A 16,346-nucleotide genomic window follows, 5' to 3' on the forward strand; every position below is an offset into this window, starting at 1 on the left:
TCGTCCCACTCACTGAGGGGGACGCGGCCCTGCGTGATGCCCTTGCGGGTGTCGTCGAGGGCCGTCCGGAGGAGCTTGGACATCTTGGCGTCGGTCGCGTCGAGATCGGGGTTGGACGCGGCCTCGACGCGCCAGTGGACCTGCTCCCCGCCGGTCACCGGTGAGCCGACGCGGACGTACGCGTTACGCGGGTGGAGCCCCTTGACGGGGGTGCCGTCGGGCAGGTGGACGAGGCCCTCGCACTGGAAACCCGGGGTCCGCGGGGTGAATCCGAGGTCGAGTACGGCCTCGGCGGTACGGCCCGACCACTCGGTGGGGACGGTGCCGGTGACCTTGAACCAGTTGGTGCCCCACGGCAGGCCCACGGAACGCCGGGGGCGATGGGGGCGATGGGGGCGGTCGGTGCCGCCAGCCCTTCGGCCACGGGGACGGGCCCGCCCGCGGTGGACCAGATCTCCACGGCCAGGGGTGTCGTGACGGGGTGGACGGCCGGACGGATTCGTTCCCTGAGGACGCGTTCCAGACGTGCTTCGACCAGCTTCCGGTCGTCGTGCATGAAGGGGGTCTCCTGTTGCTGCGAGCGAATGCGGGCAGCCGAGCGTGGTGCGCTGCGGCGGAGTGCCGGTCAGCGATCGGGCCCGGCCCCGGGGCGGGGGGCTCGCAGGTGCTGGTCACCGGTGGTCCGCGGCCCTGATCCGCGGCGTCCATGAGGGTGAGCGTGGTGTCGAGGACCTGAATCCCCGCTCCTTGTCGCTGCTCAAGGTGGTTGCACGCTCCCATCGGCGCCGCACGGGGAGAGTGCGGCGGTCGGCTTGGGTGAGGTCGTCCAGCAGGCCGGGGCAAGGCGGTTGCCCTCGGCGGGACGGTGTTGAACTGGCTGCCATGCGAACGTATGAAGGGGTGCGGAAGTTTGTCAATATGTTGGACGAACCCGGAGAGAAACAGCGTGGTGGGCCTCGCTTCACGGCGAAGCCGGACAAGCGGCGGTCGACGCGAGACCCGTTGCGGCCAGCCACGAGCAACTCGCCACGGAATCTGAGCGGCTGCCCAAGCGCCGTTCCCTGCGGCCCCGTTCAGGCCGTCAAACGTATTGACTAACCCAACTCGATGGATTTACATGACGGCACGCCCACGCCGTCAGCCACACCTGCCCCCACTCTCCCCACCTCCGATCAGGGTGCCCGGCGTGACCTGCGTGTCCAGACGTCCCATGACCTGGTGCGGCGGGCGACTTCGGCACCTTCGCCAGCGACGTTCGGACCGAGCGCCTTGGGCGAGCACCTGCTCGTAGCTCGTTGACCCCGCCCTGCGTTCAATCCGATCAAGAGGTGACACATGCACCGAAGAGTCCGACGAGTCTCAACGTGGCTTTCCGGCACGGCGATGCTGGCCGCCGGAGCCTTCTTCTTCCCCGGCGCCCAAGAAGGTCACGCCGAGGTGGTGACGGGGGCCGGCGCCAAGGCGGTCGCCGCGGCCGGTGCCACCACGCCCTTCATGACGGTCGAGGCCGAGTCAGGAGAACTCGACGGCGGCGCGGCAGTTCGCTCCATCAAGCCGGGAGACCCGGCGCCGACCAAGGCATCTCTGGAAAGCGAAGCCTCGGGCTACTCGTTCGTCGAACTGAACGCCGCCGGTGAGTCGGTGACGCTGCCCAACAGCACCGGCAAGAACGCCAACACCCTCGTGGTCCGCGCCGCGATTCCCGACGCGGCCAATGGCGGCGGCATCACCGCGTCGCTGAACTTGTACGTGAACGGTACGTTCCGGCAGGCGATCACGCTGAGCTCACAGCAGGCGTGGAACTATCGCAACGCGACCACGAACCCGGACGAACCCCACGCGGGCGGGCAGGCCTACCACTTCTACAACGAGTTCCCCGTCTGGGTCACGGGTGCGCCCATCGCCGCGGGCAGCACCATCACACTCAAGAAGGACACCGCCAACACGGCGGCCTTCTACGACATCGACTCCGTCGATCTGGAGAACGTCGGGGCCGCACTGGCCCAACCGGCCGACTCCCTCTCCGTCGTGAGCCAGGGCGCGGATCCGAACTTCTCGAAGGATTCGACGGTCGCCATCCAGGACACGGTGAACGCCGCCCGGCAGCAGGGAAAGTCGGTGTGGATCCCGAAGGGCAAGTATCTGACGAACAGCCTGGCCTCCAAGCCGCTCGACTTCACCGGCGTAAAGGTGCAGGGAGCCGGTATGTGGCACACGACGCTCTACCGGAAGGTTCCGCTGCCGGCCAACTCATGGCGCTCGCAGATCCTGGTGGGCTCGGGCAGCACGGTCACCGATCTCCAGATCGACACGAACGCCATCTGGCGGGGAATCGGCGGCACCGGAGGTTCGGACTACGGAGTCAACGCCAGCGGTGCCGGTGGCTGGCAGGTCGACCGGATCTGGACGCGGCACATCGACGCCAACTGGCTGTCGGGCACCGGCGGCACCATCCGTAACAGCCGGACCGCGGACACCTACGGCGACGGGTTCAACATCAACAACGGCAACACGAAGAACCCTGACAAACTCGGCCTCAACATCACCGTCCAGAACAACTTCGCCCGGGGTACCGGCGACGACTCGTTCGCGGTGTACTCCGACGCCGGACCCGCCGGGACCAACGGCCAGCTGAGCGGTGCCAAGATCCTCAACAACACCGCGATCGCGCCCTGGTGGGCCAACGGCCTCCGGATCGCCGGCGGGCGGAACATCGAGATGAAGAACAACCTGGTGAACAGCGTGTCGTCCAACAGCGCCCTGGACATCAGCGTGTTCGGCGATACCGGGCACCCCTTGGAGTCCGCGACGGTCAGCGGCAACGTCCTGCTCGGCGGCGGTGGCTGGAACGGCGTCCGTCACGGTGTGCGGATCGGCTCCCCCTCCACCACCTCGCTGTATCCGGACGCGTACACGAACGCCACCCTGACCGACAACGTCATGCGCGGTGCCCTCCGCGCGGGCCTCTTCATCGACCGGTACCGCGTCAACGCGGTCCTGAGGAACAACACGATCGACGGTCCGGCGAACCACGGGATCTGGATCAACTCGGGAGTCACCGGCACCGGGTCCTTCACGGGCAACACCGTGCAGAATCTGCGTCCGGGTCAGGTCGCGACCCGCAATGACTCGGCGTCCACGTTCAAGATCACCGGCTGACTGCCGTCCGTCCCACCGCACGGCCCGGCCCCGGACCGAATGATCCGGGGCCGGGCCGTGACGCGTACGGCGATCAGCTAGCGACGGTGGCGAGGTTTCCGGGCGCGTACGAACCGCCCTGGTTGTTGAGGATCACGCCGAGGCGGTTCGTCGCGTTGATCATGGCGATCAGCGAGACCAATGCGATGACCTGGTCTTCCTCGTAGTGCCTGACCACCTGGGCCCAGGTGTCGTCGGACACGCCCTGGAAGGCGCCGGCGATGCGGGTGCCTTCCTCGGCGAGCGCCAGCGCCGCGCGCTCGGCCTCGGTGAACACGGTGGAGTGGCGCCAGGCGGCGACCAGGTTCAGCCGGACCGGGAGCTCGCCCGCGGCAGCGGCGTCCTTGGCGTGGATGTCGACGCAGAAACCGCAGCCGTTGATCTGGCTGACGCGCAGCTGCACCAGCTCCTGGACGGCGTTCGGCAGCGTCGACTCGTGGATCACCTGGCTGACGGCGTGGATGCGCTTGCCGATCTTGGTGCCGGTCTCGCCGGCGAACAGGTTCATACGGGGTTCCATGACTGCGTCCTCACTGGTGGGGCCAGGTGCCGGGCGGCTCGTCCGCCCGGCGTCCGGCGAACACGAGATGCCGCCCTCCCGGTCCCTGTGACAGCCTGGCGATGTGACGTAGGCCACCGGTCCTGGGTGTCACAAGACGGTCGGGGGTGGCGTCTTGTGCGTGACACGGCCCAGAGCGAGCAGGCGGGAGCCGACTATGGACAAGCGCAGCGACCGGACGACCGGCACGGCCGGACACCTCACGCGTGAGGACAGCGTGGACCCGGCGACCGAGGCGTTCGTCACCCACCGCAATCTGCTGTTCACCGTCGCCTACGAGATGCTCGGCTCGGCCGCCGATGCCGAGGACGTCCTTCAGGAGACGTGGCTGCGCTGGGCGGACGTCGACTTCGACGCGGTCCGGGAGAAGCGCGCGTACCTGGTCCGGATCACCACGCGCCAGGCCCTGACCCGGCTGCGTACGCTCCGGCGGCGCAAGGAGTCGTACGTCGGCCCCTGGCTGCCCGAGCCGCTGCTGACCACGCCCGACGTGGCCGAGGACGTCGAGCTGGCCGACAGCGTCTCGATGGCGATGCTGCTGGTCCTCGAGACGCTCGCGCCGACCGAACGGGCGGTGTTCGTGCTGCGCGAGGTGTTCGACATCGACTACGACGAGATCGCCGAAGCCGTCGACAAGAGCCCGGTCGCCGTCCGTCAGATCGCGCACAGGGCGCGCGCCCACGTCGCGGCACGCCGGCCGCGCGAGACCGTCTCTCCGGCCGAGACGCGCGGCGCGCTCGCGGCCTTCCAGCAGGCGATCGAGACGGGCGATCTGCGGCGCCTGCTCGACATGATCGCGCCGGACATCGTCCTGCTGACCGACGGCGGCGGAATCGTACAAGCCGCGCTGGCGCCCGTGGTGGGCGCCGACCGGGTGGCTCACGTGCTGGGCAGGCTCGACGCCGGGGTCGTGCTCCGGCCGGCGCAGGTCAACGGCTACCCGGCGCTCATTCTGCGGCTGGGCGACGAGATCGACACCGTCCTGGCCGTGCACATCGACGAGGGCCTCATCACCGGGCTCTACGCCGTACGCAACCCCGAGAAACTGTCACGCGTCGGACGCGAGACCGCGGTGAGCCGCTGAGCCGGGCGCTCACGTCGGCGGTCCCGCGATCCGCTTCTCGAACCAGTGGTGGGCGTACGGCTCGTCGTTGAAGGCGGCGACCTCCTCGAAGCCGCAGGAGTGGTACAGGCCGATCGCCGCGCTCAGCGCCCTGTTGGTGTCGAGGCGCAGTAGATCGCGGCCGTGCTGTGCGGCCCGCGCTTCCAGTTCGGCGAGGAACCGGCGGCCGAGGCCGAGGCCCCGAGCCCCGGGCGCCACCCACATGCGCTTGATCTCGGCCGAGGCGCCCGCCGGCAGCTTCAGACCCGCGCAGCCGACGGGCTCGCCGTGCAGTCGGGCGACCAGGAACAGGCCGTGCGGCGGCCGGAGTTCACCCGCGTCGGGCAGCAGGCTCCGTGCGGGGTCGAAGCCGGACTCGAACCGCTCCCGCAGCTCGCTGAAGTAGGACCGCAGGCAGTGCTCGGCGTCGGGGTGGCCGGGGTCGACGGCCTCCAGCGTGACGGTCGCGGCGGTCAGCAACCGGTCGACCTGGGCCATGGCCTCGACCAGCCGTGCCCGCTGGGCGGTGTTGAGCGGTTCCAGCAGGGAACCGGCCAGTTCGTCGCTCCGGCCGTCGAGTACGGCGAGCTCCGCCCGCCCCGCGTCGGTGAGCCGCACGGTGCGCACCCGTCTGTCGCGTGGCTGCGGCTCCACCGTCACCAGGCCGTCGGTCTCCAGGGAGCGGAGCAGCCGGCTGACATACCCGGAGTCGAGCCCGAGGCGCTCACGCAGCCGCCGTACGTCCTGGCCCTCCTCGCCGATCTCCCAGAGCAGCCGGGCCGCGCCGATGGGCCGGTCACCGCCGAGGAAGTGGTCGTGGAGCACACCCACGCGCTCGGTGACGGTGCGGTTGAACCGCCGTACCTGTCCGATCTGTGCCGCATCCATTCTCTGACTCTAGTCCGAGTTCTCAGGTCCATCCAGCAGAATTCGCTCAATGAGTCGATGGCCGACCTCGCGTACTCCCCGCCGCCGGACAGCGGGCGCCGAGATTCCACACGACCGCACGCGAACTATATTCAGCTCACACCTTTACGAGAGGGCTGTTCGGACACCTTCCCGACGTCTTCATATTCATGTGCGAGCGCGAAACGTCACCACTCGACCCGGTAGGGGCGGCCGACGTCTGCCTTGACCGCCGTCAGGCGATTTCAGGACGCCCGGGGTGGCGCCACCGCCCGACACAGATCCGGTTCTGGAAAGCATTTTCCGCCATCTCTGTTTGATCGCCGCACACACCGGTATTTCCCTTTTTAGTGCGGTAAGAGGGCGCGGGTTTACGCGTGTCGATGCCTCGTCGAGAAGCGTCCGACGTCGACGGACCACCGGCACGAGCGACCATTTTTAGACGTTTGCGAAATCCGTGTCCAAGGGTACCGATGCACCTGGTTCGATTATGGCTTGTTAAGGCCGCCGGTCGTTCGGCGCGCCGCTTTGAAAACTGTGCTCAAGTGATGATTCGCCATCCTCGGACAGTGAAGTATTTTGAGGGAGTATCACCTGTGTCCCACATAGCGAATATCGGCACACCGCTGCAAAGGCTGCGGACGATCGTGGCCGAAGTTCTTGAAACGGACGAAGCAAGCATCGAGGACGACGCTCTCTTTTTCGAAGACCTCGGCCTCGATTCCCTGGAGAAAACCGAGGTCGTCGTCCGCGTCGAGAAAGAATTCAAAGTCAAGCTCAGTCCCGTCGACGCGGCGGGCATGCGCTGCGTGGCGGATTCCATGGCCGTCCTGCTGGGCAAAGTGGACAATCCGCCAGCGGCGCGCCCGGAGACGGGGCCCGAGCTCGTCGACCTCGTCGAGCGGCTGGTGGAATCCCACCTCGCCCAGGGGCGTGGGGAGCGGATCGCGTACACAGACCCCGATTCCGGTGACGTCTCCTACCGAGAGCTGCACGACGCGGCCGTGCGGTACGCGGGAACGCTCGCCGCGAAGGGCACTCCCGCCGGCACGCGTGGACTGATCGTCGCCGACGATTCCGTCACCACGGTCGCGGCTGTCCTCGGCATGTGGTGGCACGGATGCGTGCCCGCTGTCGTCAGTCCCCTCCTCAACGACGAGGAGATCGCCTACATCGCCGACGACTGCGGGGCGAGCGTGATCCACCTCGATGCCGCGCCCAAGCGGCAGCGAGCCCTGGAAACCCTCTTCTCGGACCGGAGCCGGATCGCCGGCCAGGACATCCGCGCGGACAGCGCGGACAGCGCCGAGAGCTCCGGCGGCGGCACGGACAGCGCCGTATCTTGGCCGTCGGACCGCGAGGCGCTGATCCAGTACACATCGGGAAGTACGGGCCTGCCCAAGGGGGTTCGGCACAGCGCGGGTGCCATCGAGGCGGCCCTGGCCGGATTCGGTTCGCTGCTGGATCTGCGCGAGGACGACACGGTGCTGTCCACGGCGCGTATGTCCTTCGGGTACGGATTCGGCGGAACGGTGCTCTTCCCGCTCGCGGCCGGTGCTCGGGCGGTGCTCATGCGCGGCAGCGTCGACCTGCACACCGTGACGGCCGCGCTCGACCAGTACCGGCCGACGGTGATGTGGTCGGTGCCGCGCATGTACGCGGCGCTGGCCGACGCCGCCGCCTCCGGCGGGGACCCCCGGACGGAATCGGTGCGGCTGTGCGTCGCCGCCGGCGAACATCTGCCGGCCGTGCTGAGCGAGCGTATCCAGGAGACCTTCTCCGCCGATCTGATCAACGGGCTCGGTGCGACGGAGGTACTGCACATCGTCGTGGCCACCCCTGCCGACCGGCCGATGCCCGGGACGATCGGACTGGCCGTACCCGACGTACGGGCCACCATCCGTGACGCCGAGGGCCTCCCGGTGGCCGACGGCGTCGAAGGCCGTCTCCACATCAGCGGACCCACGGTCGCGCTCGGCTACATAGGCAGGCCCGACGCCGCTGCCGCGACCTTCGCCGACGGCGGTGTGTACACCGGCGACATCGCGATCCGCAACGCCGACGGCACCGTGGTGCATCTGTGCCGCGCCGACGACCTGCTGAATCTGGGCGGCTACAAGGTCCCGCCCGGCGAGATCGAGGCGGTGGTACGCGGCGTCGAAGGCGTCCGGGAGTGCGTGGTGGTGGGCCAGGCCGACGCGAACGGGCTGGAGCAGGCGGTTCTGTACGCCGTCGCCGACCCCGATTCCGACACCGATCGGATCCGCCGCTCCATCACGGCCGCGATCCGGAGCCGGCTGGCGCCCTTCAAGCGGCCGGCGCGGGTGGAGTTCCTCGACAAGCTGCCGGTGACCTCCACCGGAAAGCTGGCCTCCTTCCAGCTGCGGAAGCGGGTGAGTCAGTCATGACCTGGGACATCACCGGCAATGGGGCGATCGCCAACATCGGCCGTACACCCGGGCAGATATTCGACGCGCTCTGCGCCGGGCAGGAGACGCGCAACCCGCTCAAGGCCTTCGACAGCACCAAGTACCGGACCCGCCACGCCTACGAGATCGACGACCGCACCGGTTTACGCGACGAGCCTTGGCGGGCGACCAAGTGGCTGGTCCTCGCCGTCCGGCAGGCTCTCGCCGACGCGGGCCTGTCCGAAGACCTCTCCCGGACGCCGGTGCTCGTCGGAACGACGCTGCGGGAGCAGCGAAGCACGGAACTGTGGTGGACCGAGGGCGTCCCGGTCCGCCCGTCGGACCTCCACTTCGGCGGCGCCCTGCGCGACGCGTTCGGCGCGGTCTCCACGTACACCTTCGCCAACGCCTGCTCAGCCTCGCTCTACGCACTGGGTCTGGCCACCGACATGCTCGACTGCGGCATGACCGACACGGTCGTGGTCGCGGGCACGGACTCCATCACCGAGAGTGCCTTCGGAATGCTGGACCGGGTGCAGAACGAATCGCCGCAAGAGCTGCGGCCGTTCGACGTGACGCACAAGGGCATGCTGATGGGTGAGGGAGCCGTAGCGGTCGTCCTCCAGCGCCCGGGTACGCACGAGCGGCGTCCGCTCGCCCGGCTGACGGGCGTCAGCATGAACTGCGACGCCCAGCACGCCACCGCTCCCGACCCCGAAGGCGTACGTTCGGCCGTTCTCGACGCCCATCGGCGTGCCGGCGTCAGCTCGGAGGACATCGACCTGGTGATGCTGCACGGCAGCGGTACGCCCCGAAACGACGAGACCGAAGCCGCCGTCCTGTCGGAGGTGTTCGCGGGTACGGGCCGCGCCCACGCCCCGTTGATGACGGCCATCAAATCCATGACGGGGCACACCCTGGGAGGTTCCGGACTGCTCAGTCTGGTCGTCGCCGTGCTGGCGATGGAGCGGAGCACCGTGCCGCCGGTCCTCGGCCTCGCCGATCCCATCGAGCAGGCGGCCGGACTCGCCCTGGTCCGTGGCGGGGCCACCGCGGCCGACATCACCACGGCGCAGATCAACGCGTTCGGCCTGGGCGGAATCAACGCGGTCGCGCTGGTCGAGGCGGCGGCATGACCCACACAGCGACGACCGACGCGCGCCTCGCGGATCCGGCACACGCCAAGGCGCGAGGGACCGTTGTCACCGGCGTCGGGCTCGCCGTCCCCGGTCTGCGGTCCGTGGGCGACCTGCTCGCCGACCGGCCACCCGCGGACGGCTTCGATCCCGCAACGGCCCTGAAGGGCCGGGAGATGCGGCACAAGGACCGCGCCTCGCGCCTCGCCCTGTACGCCGCCGAACAGGCGCTCGCCGACGCCGGTCTTCTCGACGAGAAGGGGCGCCTCCTGGGGACGGGCGACGCCACCGCCGTGGTGGTCAGCTCCAACCTGGGCTCGTTGCAGACGGTCTGCGACTTCACCGACACCGTCTCCCGCGAGACGGTCATCGGGCTCAGTCCGCTCGGTCTGCCGCAGACGTCGAGCAATGTCGTCGCCGGCTGGGTCGCCATCCGGTACGGGCTGCGCGGCCCCAACCTCACCGTCTGCAACGGCGCCACCAGCGGCCTGGACGCTCTGCATTGGGCCCGGAACCTCATCCTGGCGGGGCGCTGCCGCAGAGCGGTCGTGGTCGGTGTCGAACCGGCCACCGTACATGCCGACAAGCTGCTCGGCGCGGCAGCCTCCGACGTGGCGTGCGCGGTGGTGCTCGAATCGGTGGCCGAAGCCTCGGTCCGAGTTTCCGCTGATGGCTCCGTACGTCGGCCGGGCGTCTACGCGCGCCTGGCGGCGTACACCCGCGGGGCCGAACTCGCGTCCACTGTCGCGGAAACCGAGGCCCTCGCCCCCGTCCCCGTCGGACTCCGGCTCACCGGCGCTCTCGTGCGACCGCCGTCCACCGATGCGGGAGAGAGCGTGGATCTCACCGCGCGGCTGGGAGATTGCTCGGGCGCCCTGGGAGTACTGCAGGGCGCCGTCGCCGCCGTTCATATCCGGACGCACCGAACCGAAGCCGTGCTCGCATCCGCAGGAGGCGGCGACTTCGATGACGCGGCAGCCGCCCTTCTGTTGACCGGTGGAGACACCGAATGAAAGGAAAGTCCGCAATGGAATCAGCAGTGGACGTCGAGGAACTGCGCACGATCGTCGCCGAGTCCCTTGAACTGGAACCCGAAGAGGTGGGTGACAGCGACCACTTCGCCGAGGACCTCGACATGGACTCGCTGATGGTGCTGGAAATATCGTCCCGGCTGGAGCAGCGCTACGGCATTTCGGTCAAGGACTCCAGCATCGGCTCCATACAGAATCTTCCCGAACTGCGCGATCTGGTCGATTTCCTGCTGGCTGAAGGGTCGGTGGCGTGACCGACAGGCGAATCGCGCTGGTGAGCGGAGGTTCCCGGGGAATCGGCCGGGCCGTTGTCACCAGGCTGGCCCAGGACGGATTCGACGTCGCGTTCTGCTACCGGTCCCGCTCCGACGACGCCAAGGAGACCGAACGGGAGGCGGTCGACCACGGCTCCCGCGTCTTCGCCCAGCAGGTCGATGTCGCCGACGCGGACGAGAGCCGCGCCTTCCTCGCGGCGACGGAGGACGAACTCGGTCCGGTCGACGCGGTGGTGACAGCCGCCGGCATTACCCGGGACAAGCCGCTGGCCACGATGGAGGACGCCCAGTGGAATGAGGTGCTGACGACCAACCTGGACGGCAATTACCACATCTGCCGTCCCGCCATAGAGCGAATGGTCAGCCGCCGGGCGGGCAATCTGGTGACCCTGTCCTCGATCGCCGGCGTCCACGGAAGTGTCGGCCAGACCAACTACTCCGCCGCCAAGGCCGGGATCATCGGCTTCACCATGGCCATGGCGAAGGAGTACGGCAGGTTCGGCATACGGGCCAACACCGTGGCTCCGGGATTCATCGAGACGGAGATGACGGCCGAGGTGTCCGACAGGGCCAGGAAGAAGTATCTCGGCCAGATCCCGCTGTCGCGGTTCGGCACCTCGGACGAGGTGGCCGATCTGGTCTCGTTCCTCCTGTCCAAACGCGCCTCGTACATCACCGGCCAAGTCCTGGGCATAGACGGTGGGTTGGTGATGTGAAGGACATGGCCCGCCCTCGTACGCAGGGCTCGAATCTCCGAGGACGTGGAGGGTGCGAGTGAGACCCGCAGGCCCGCTGGGACCGATCACCCGGCGCCGTCCCGTCGAGGACCCCGTGGTGCGCCTTTTCTTTTTCCACCACGCGGGAGGCTCCCATCTGCTCTACCGGGGGTGGACGCGTCATTTCCCCGAGGACTGGGACATCTGTCTGCTGGACGCGCCGGGGCGCGGCAACGCGCAGGCACTGCCTCTCATCGACGACTGCGCCGAACTCGTGGCGTTCTTCGACGAGGCCCTCACGCCGCTGCTGAACCGGCCGTTCGCGTTCTTCGGCCACAGCGTCGGCGCCCGTGTCGCCTACGAGTTCGCGTGCCGCCTCGCGGAGACAGGACGCGAACTCCCTCTCTGGCTCGGGGTGTCGTCCTTCCGGGCACCACAGCCGGATTCGGTGGGGCCGCCACTGAGCCGGAGCCTGACAACGGATGCCGAGCTGCGTGACTGGCTCGGGACCACGGGCGGCATCCCGGACCGGTTGCTGACCGACGACAGCCTGTGGAGGGCGTTCGCTCCTCTCATGCGCAGCGATCTGGGCCTCGCGGACACCTGGGACCGGGACACTCTCGGGCCGACTCTGCCAGTGCCGCTGACCGTCTTCAGCGGGTCGGACGACACTGTCGTGGCCCGTCATAAGTTGGACCGCTGGCCCCAGCTGACGCACAACTTCCTCGGGACGCACACCTATTCGGGAGGGCACTTCTATCTGAACGACCACCGTGAACAGTTGGTCGCGCGCATCACCGAGACGGTACGCGCGCTGCTCGGCTCCCGGCCGGGCGGCGGATAGCCGAAGTCATGGCAGCTGAGAGGCCCCGGACCTGAGGTCCGGGGCCTCGCGCCCGCGTCGGACGGCTTGTCAGTTCTGCTCTGTCCAGCTCGGGCTCTGGGCCCGGCGGCGTACGACGAGGAGGGTGCCCGCACCCGCGACCGCCACCGCGACAGCCGCGCCCGCGATCGGCAGTGTCGCCGAGGAGGAGCCGGTGGCGGCCAGGTAGCCGCCGGTCGTGCTCGATCCGCTGTCACCGGCGGACGAACCACCGGCCGAGCCGTCGGAGCCGTCGGTCGAACTGCCCGTCGAGCCGGTCGAACCCGTGGACCCGGTGGAGCCGGTCGAGCCGGTCGAGCCGGTCGAGCCGGTGGAACCGCCACCCGTCACGTCCAGCGTGATGGCGGCCCTGTCGTTGGTCTTGTCCGGGTCGAACGGCCGGTCCTCGGTGCTCAGCGCCACCGAGCCCTTGGCGCCCGCCACCTTCTTGTCGATCTTCAGCTTGAAGGTGTAGCTCTCGCCCCCGCCCTCGTCGACCCACCTCTGGCTGGTGCCGCAGGCGTACGCCTTGCCCTTGGGCTCGCAGAATCCGTGGGGCTTGACGACCGACGTTCCGGCGGGCGGCGTGACCAGGACTTCGACGAGCGGGTCCCCCTCCCTGGTCAGCACCCAGGCGGGCCCGGTGTTGTTGAACTGCGCCTTCAGCGTCACCGTGTCGCCGACGTCGCCCGTCAGGACGGCTCCTGTCACCTTGTAGTCCGCGGTGTTGAGGGAGGTCACCGGCACGTCGACGGCCTGCTCGGTGCCCGCTCCCCCGGGCCGGCGCTCCACCAGCTTCACCGCCGGCGCGGTGCCGGCCACCGGAGTCGTCGCGGACTCGTCCAGCACCGGATCGCTGTCCCCGACGCTCACGCGCAGGTCGTCGTTGAGCGCGCGGTCCAGCGCCTTGATCACGAGAGGCTTCTCGGGCGCGTAGCTGACGCCGGGCTCCACCGCCTGGTCGAACTCGCACACCACGTTCGACTTGGCGGTCATCTCGTCGTAGGAGGGGACCTGGTGCGTTTCGCAGTTGGAGGGAACGTCCGCGAAGTCGAGTCCCCGGGTCACGGAGTAGTAGACCCAGACCTTGTCGGCGGCCGTGGTGCCCTTGTTCGCCACGGTGACCGACTGATCGAGGCTGCTGCCCGGCCGCACGCCCTCGATCGGGGCGATGTCGCCCACGACCAGCTCGGCTGCGGCCTCGTCGGCGAAGGCGGCGGGGGCCGCACCCAGCGCGATCAGGCCGGCGGCGCCCAGCGCGGCGACAACGGTACGGGAGGCGCGACGGTTCTGTGGGCGAATCGGCATGGAGAGAACCTCTGTTGGGACGTAGGCAAACGCATGGTGTCCATCAGGAGAACTGTTCTTCCCTTGCTATGACTCTTGCCGATGCGGAACGGTTGTACGGGCAGGAGGCGTTACGACGTCGGCCGACGCGGACCGCGAGGCCGGTTGACCACCGCGTCGGCGGTCAAGCACCGGCCGGGTGGTTGGGCAGCCGGCCGCAGAGCCAGTTGCCCCGTTCCGTCGGGTCGTCGCTGATCCAGAACTGGCGCCACAGCAGCGCGAACTCCTCGCGGCCGAGGTGCCCGTCGCCGTTCAGGTCGAGCAGTTCGAAGACGCCCGTCATGTCCACGGACTGCCCGTTCCACGTCTCGACGAGCCTGCGGTGTTCCTCCGGGGATATATGGCCGTCGCCGTTGGCGTCCACGGCGTCGAAGATCGTGTCGGCGGTGGCGGTGACGTCCGCCATCAAGGCGGGCAACCGGTCGACGAGCGCGAGCAGTTCACCCATGTCGACACCGCCGTCACCGTTGGCGTCCCCGGCTTCCAGGAGCGCCGTCCACCAGCCCATCAGCAGCGTCTCGACCCGAGCGCGCAGCTCAGTCCCCGCGTCCACTCCGGGCAGCCGGCCCCAGCGAGCGACGAGCGCCCTGAAGTCCTCCTCGCGCAGATAGCCGTCGCCGTCCGCGTCGAACGCGGCGAACATCCCCCTGAGCTTGAGCTCCTGAAACGCGCTGGCCATGAGCGACCCCCTCGACGCCGAACCGAATCACGAACGGTGCGGCCACCCGCCCTCCGGGATGACGGACACCTCGTCACTAGGCGTAATCATAGGTCGCGACACGCCCCAGGTCACGCGGGCACATATGTACGAAGAGTCACCCAGGAGCCCGACCCTGAATGAATTGACAAAGCGGAACGATGCTCCGTATGTTGAAACGGAACGATGCTCCGATTTATTCTCGTCGAACGGCGGATACGCGTCATGAGCGAACCGACTTACCCGGCCGGCACCTTCAGCCCGTCCTCTCCCGTCCTCTCGGTCGGTCCGGTGGTGCTGCCGGCTCCCGGCAGGGCCCTGGATCTGGAGGTACGAGTCTCCGCACCCGTGACCGGGAGCGACCTGCCGGTCATCCTCCTCTCGCACGGCCAGGGCTACTCGAACCACCTCTCCTCACTGAACGGCTACGCTCCCCTCGCCAATTTCTGGGCGGCGCACGGCTTCGTCGTGATCCAGCCCACCCATCTCAGCTCCACGACCCTGAGCCTGCCTCCCGAGACTCCCGGGGCGCCTCTCTTCTGGCGATCGAGGGCCGAGGACATGACGCGCGTCCTCGACCGGCTCGACGCGATCGAGGCAGCCGTCCCGCAGCTCCTCGGGCGTCCGGACCGGAGCAGGGTCGCCGTCGCCGGGCACTCGATGGGCGGGCACACCGCGAGCCTGCTGCTCGGCGCCAGGCTCACCGATCCGCACGACGGGACGGAGGTGAATCTGGCCGAGCCCCGGATAAAGGCGGGTGTACTGCTCGCCACGACCGGCAGCGGCGGCGACGCCCTCACCGAGTCCGTGGCCGAGAACCTTCCCTTCCTCCTGACCACGGACTTCTCCAAGATGGCGACACCCACGCTCGTGGTCGCCGGCGACAAGGACGCCTCCACCCATCTCACGGTCCGGGGCCCCGACTGGCACACCGATCCGTACGTCCTCTCCCCCGGTCCCAAGTCCCTGCTCACCCTGTTCGACGCCGAGCACGGGCTCGGCGGGGTGTCCGGATACGACGTGGCCGAGACCACCGACGAGAACCCCGAGCGGGTGTCCTCGATCCAGAAACTCACCTGGGCCTATCTCCGCACGGAGCTCTACCCCGGAGATCCCGCCTGGGAGTCGGCACGTGAGGAACTGGCCGCCGGCCCGAACCCGCTCGGACGGGTGGAGTCCAAGGCCTAGAGGGTGTCCCGGCCGCTAGACACGGTCGGCCGCGATCAGGACGTACTGGAAGGAGCCGTCCTTGTAGGAGTTGATGAACGCCTCCTCGATACCGGTGACCAGTGAGGACGTGGCTCGCAGCTCCCAGTAGGGCAGAGTGTCGGGAGTGAGGTCGATGACCGCCTGCGGTACGAGGCGGTTGTCGGCCATGGCCCGCAGATACTCCCGGCGGGAGTGGATGTTGCACTCGAAGTGCGCGTTGATCTGCGACACCCACTTGGACGGCTGGCCGTAACGGGGGTTCCAGCACCCGGTGATGGTGACGTAGCGACCACCGGCCCGAAGGACGCGGGAGTGCTCGGCGAAGAGGTCGTGCAGGTCGACGTACATGCTCGACTCGTTGTTCCACGAGGCCGCGGCCTGCCCGGACTCGAAGGGCATGTCCAGCATGTTGCGGACGCGGGCCTGGACATGCTCCTGGATGCCGAGTTCGCGGGCGCGCCGGTTGCCGAAGTCGGCCTGCTTCGCGGAGAGTGTGACGCCCTCGACCTTGCAGCCGAAGCGCTGGTGGGCCATGACCATCGAGCCGCCCCGGCCACAGCCGGCGTCCACGAGCGTGTCGTCGCGTTCGATGTGGCCGAGGTGGTCCAGGAGGAGTTCGGCCTGCGCGGACTCCAGGCGGTGCAGTTCGGCGATCAGTTGCTTCTCGTACGCGCTGTCCTCGGGCCGGCCGAGGGCGGCGTGGTCGACATCGCCGATGCCGTAGTGATGGTGGTACAGCCCGTCGACATCGCCGAGACGCAGGTTCACGGGCCTCGCCTCGTGGTCCCAGTAGCGCGCGATGTCCCCCTGGTAGGGAGTCACCGGAGAGGGAATGAACACGGAGGTTCCGGGGGAGGCGGCGACGGTCGTGCGGTCAGTGCTGGTCACAGATGAGTCCAT

The 16,346-nt window shown here is 68.7% G+C and carries 14 protein-coding genes and 1 pseudogene; 9 read left to right on the forward strand and 6 right to left on the reverse strand.

The genetic code is table 11. The features are described from left to right. Positions 1-107: 107 nt before the first annotated feature. Positions 108-556: pseudogene (locus ACIBBB_RS17795) on the reverse strand (alpha-mannosidase); the annotation flags it as partial. Between the two features lie 827 nt (positions 557-1,383). On the opposite strand from ACIBBB_RS17795, the gene ACIBBB_RS17800 reads away from it, so the two are divergent. Then, a complete protein-coding gene (locus ACIBBB_RS17800; protein WP_398982895.1) occupies positions 1,384-3,159 on the forward strand; it encodes a hypothetical protein in 1,776 nt (591 codons plus the stop codon). Positions 3,160-3,232: 73 nt separating this feature from the next. Here the strand turns inward: ACIBBB_RS17800 and ACIBBB_RS17805 are convergent, their stop codons facing one another. Continuing rightward, on the reverse strand, positions 3,233-3,718 hold the full coding sequence (locus ACIBBB_RS17805; RefSeq protein WP_398982897.1) for a carboxymuconolactone decarboxylase family protein: 486 nt from the start codon (positions 3,716-3,718) through the stop codon (positions 3,233-3,235). A 196-nt stretch (positions 3,719-3,914) separates the two neighbouring features. Here ACIBBB_RS17805 and ACIBBB_RS17810 point away from each other — a divergent pair, with 196 nt between their 5' ends. Next, positions 3,915-4,841, forward strand: coding sequence for an RNA polymerase sigma-70 factor (locus ACIBBB_RS17810; protein WP_398982899.1), 927 nt, complete (start codon positions 3,915-3,917; stop codon positions 4,839-4,841). 9 nt (positions 4,842-4,850) lie between these two features. On the opposite strand, the gene ACIBBB_RS17815 is transcribed toward ACIBBB_RS17810, so the two are convergent. Then, the gene (locus tag ACIBBB_RS17815; RefSeq protein ID WP_398982901.1) at positions 4,851-5,747 is read right to left on the reverse strand and encodes a GNAT family N-acetyltransferase; all 897 of its coding nucleotides are present in this window, start codon (positions 5,745-5,747) and stop codon (positions 4,851-4,853) included. A 614-nt stretch (positions 5,748-6,361) separates the two neighbouring features. On the opposite strand from ACIBBB_RS17815, the gene ACIBBB_RS17820 reads away from it, so the two are divergent. From ACIBBB_RS17820 to ACIBBB_RS17845, 6 genes are all read left to right on the forward strand, one after another. Next, positions 6,362-8,173 carry an AMP-binding protein gene (locus tag ACIBBB_RS17820; protein WP_398982903.1) on the forward strand — a complete coding sequence of 604 codons (1,812 nt, stop codon included), beginning with the start codon at positions 6,362-6,364 and terminating at the stop codon, positions 8,171-8,173. Beyond that, the gene (locus ACIBBB_RS17825) at positions 8,170-9,309 is read left to right on the forward strand and encodes a beta-ketoacyl-[acyl-carrier-protein] synthase family protein (RefSeq protein ID WP_398982905.1); all 1,140 of its coding nucleotides are present in this window, start codon (positions 8,170-8,172) and stop codon (positions 9,307-9,309) included. The genes ACIBBB_RS17820 and ACIBBB_RS17825 overlap by 4 nt, the downstream gene beginning before the upstream one ends. Then, on the forward strand, positions 9,306-10,322 hold the full coding sequence (locus tag ACIBBB_RS17830; protein ID WP_398982907.1) for a beta-ketoacyl synthase N-terminal-like domain-containing protein: 1,017 nt from the start codon (positions 9,306-9,308) through the stop codon (positions 10,320-10,322). Before ACIBBB_RS17825 ends, ACIBBB_RS17830 begins: the two co-directional genes overlap by 4 nt. Positions 10,323-10,336: 14 nt before the next feature. Next, on the forward strand, positions 10,337-10,594 hold the full coding sequence (locus ACIBBB_RS17835) for an acyl carrier protein (RefSeq protein ID WP_398982909.1): 258 nt from the start codon (positions 10,337-10,339) through the stop codon (positions 10,592-10,594). Then, on the forward strand, positions 10,591-11,331 hold the full coding sequence (fabG, locus tag ACIBBB_RS17840) for a 3-oxoacyl-ACP reductase FabG (RefSeq protein WP_398982911.1): 741 nt from the start codon (positions 10,591-10,593) through the stop codon (positions 11,329-11,331). The genes ACIBBB_RS17835 and fabG overlap by 4 nt, the downstream gene beginning before the upstream one ends. A gap of 118 nt (positions 11,332-11,449) precedes the next feature. Beyond that, entirely contained in the window at positions 11,450-12,175 is a 726-nt protein-coding gene (locus ACIBBB_RS17845) for a thioesterase II family protein (protein WP_398982913.1), read from the forward strand. A 69-nt stretch (positions 12,176-12,244) separates the two neighbouring features. On the opposite strand, the gene ACIBBB_RS17850 is transcribed toward ACIBBB_RS17845, so the two are convergent. Continuing rightward, positions 12,245-13,501, reverse strand: coding sequence for an LAETG motif-containing sortase-dependent surface protein (locus ACIBBB_RS17850; protein WP_398982915.1), 1,257 nt, complete (start codon positions 13,499-13,501; stop codon positions 12,245-12,247). 163 nt (positions 13,502-13,664) lie between these two features. Beyond that, the gene (locus ACIBBB_RS17855; protein ID WP_398982917.1) at positions 13,665-14,219 is read right to left on the reverse strand and encodes an EF-hand domain-containing protein; all 555 of its coding nucleotides are present in this window, start codon (positions 14,217-14,219) and stop codon (positions 13,665-13,667) included. 243 nt (positions 14,220-14,462) lie between these two features. On the opposite strand from ACIBBB_RS17855, the gene ACIBBB_RS17860 reads away from it, so the two are divergent. Next, a complete protein-coding gene (locus ACIBBB_RS17860) occupies positions 14,463-15,425 on the forward strand; it encodes an alpha/beta hydrolase family protein (protein ID WP_398982919.1) in 963 nt (320 codons plus the stop codon). Positions 15,426-15,440: 15 nt separating this feature from the next. On the opposite strand, the gene ACIBBB_RS17865 is transcribed toward ACIBBB_RS17860, so the two are convergent. Next, positions 15,441-16,346, reverse strand: a complete 906-nt coding sequence (locus ACIBBB_RS17865) for a geranyl diphosphate 2-C-methyltransferase (RefSeq protein WP_398982921.1) — start codon at positions 16,344-16,346, stop codon at positions 15,441-15,443.

Origin of the sequence: Streptomyces sp. NPDC051217 (assembly GCF_044455465.1) — a bacterium.
GTDB lineage: Bacteria > Actinomycetota > Actinomycetes > Streptomycetales > Streptomycetaceae > Streptomyces.

What these genes read in the sequence shown, in the direction of transcription:
- ACIBBB_RS17825 (WP_398982905.1), top strand. Translation starts at nt 8,170, where the DNA reads ATGACCTGGGACATCACCGGCAATGGGGCGATCGCCAACATCGGCCGT.
- ACIBBB_RS17865 (WP_398982921.1), bottom strand. Translation starts at nt 16,346, where the DNA reads ATGGACTCATCTGTGACCAGCACTGACCGCACGACCGTCGCCGCCTCC.
- ACIBBB_RS17810 (WP_398982899.1), top strand. Translation starts at nt 3,915, where the DNA reads ATGGACAAGCGCAGCGACCGGACGACCGGCACGGCCGGACACCTCACG.
- ACIBBB_RS17855 (WP_398982917.1), bottom strand. Translation starts at nt 14,219, where the DNA reads ATGGCCAGCGCGTTTCAGGAGCTCAAGCTCAGGGGGATGTTCGCCGCG.
- ACIBBB_RS17830 (WP_398982907.1), top strand. Translation starts at nt 9,306, where the DNA reads ATGACCCACACAGCGACGACCGACGCGCGCCTCGCGGATCCGGCACAC.
- ACIBBB_RS17835 (WP_398982909.1), top strand. Translation starts at nt 10,337, where the DNA reads ATGGAATCAGCAGTGGACGTCGAGGAACTGCGCACGATCGTCGCCGAG.
- ACIBBB_RS17805 (WP_398982897.1), bottom strand. Translation starts at nt 3,718, where the DNA reads ATGGAACCCCGTATGAACCTGTTCGCCGGCGAGACCGGCACCAAGATC.
- ACIBBB_RS17850 (WP_398982915.1), bottom strand. Translation starts at nt 13,501, where the DNA reads ATGCCGATTCGCCCACAGAACCGTCGCGCCTCCCGTACCGTTGTCGCC.
- ACIBBB_RS17815 (WP_398982901.1), bottom strand. Translation starts at nt 5,747, where the DNA reads ATGGATGCGGCACAGATCGGACAGGTACGGCGGTTCAACCGCACCGTC.
- ACIBBB_RS17800 (WP_398982895.1), top strand. Translation starts at nt 1,384, where the DNA reads ATGCTGGCCGCCGGAGCCTTCTTCTTCCCCGGCGCCCAAGAAGGTCAC.
- ACIBBB_RS17860 (WP_398982919.1), top strand. Translation starts at nt 14,463, where the DNA reads ATGAGCGAACCGACTTACCCGGCCGGCACCTTCAGCCCGTCCTCTCCC.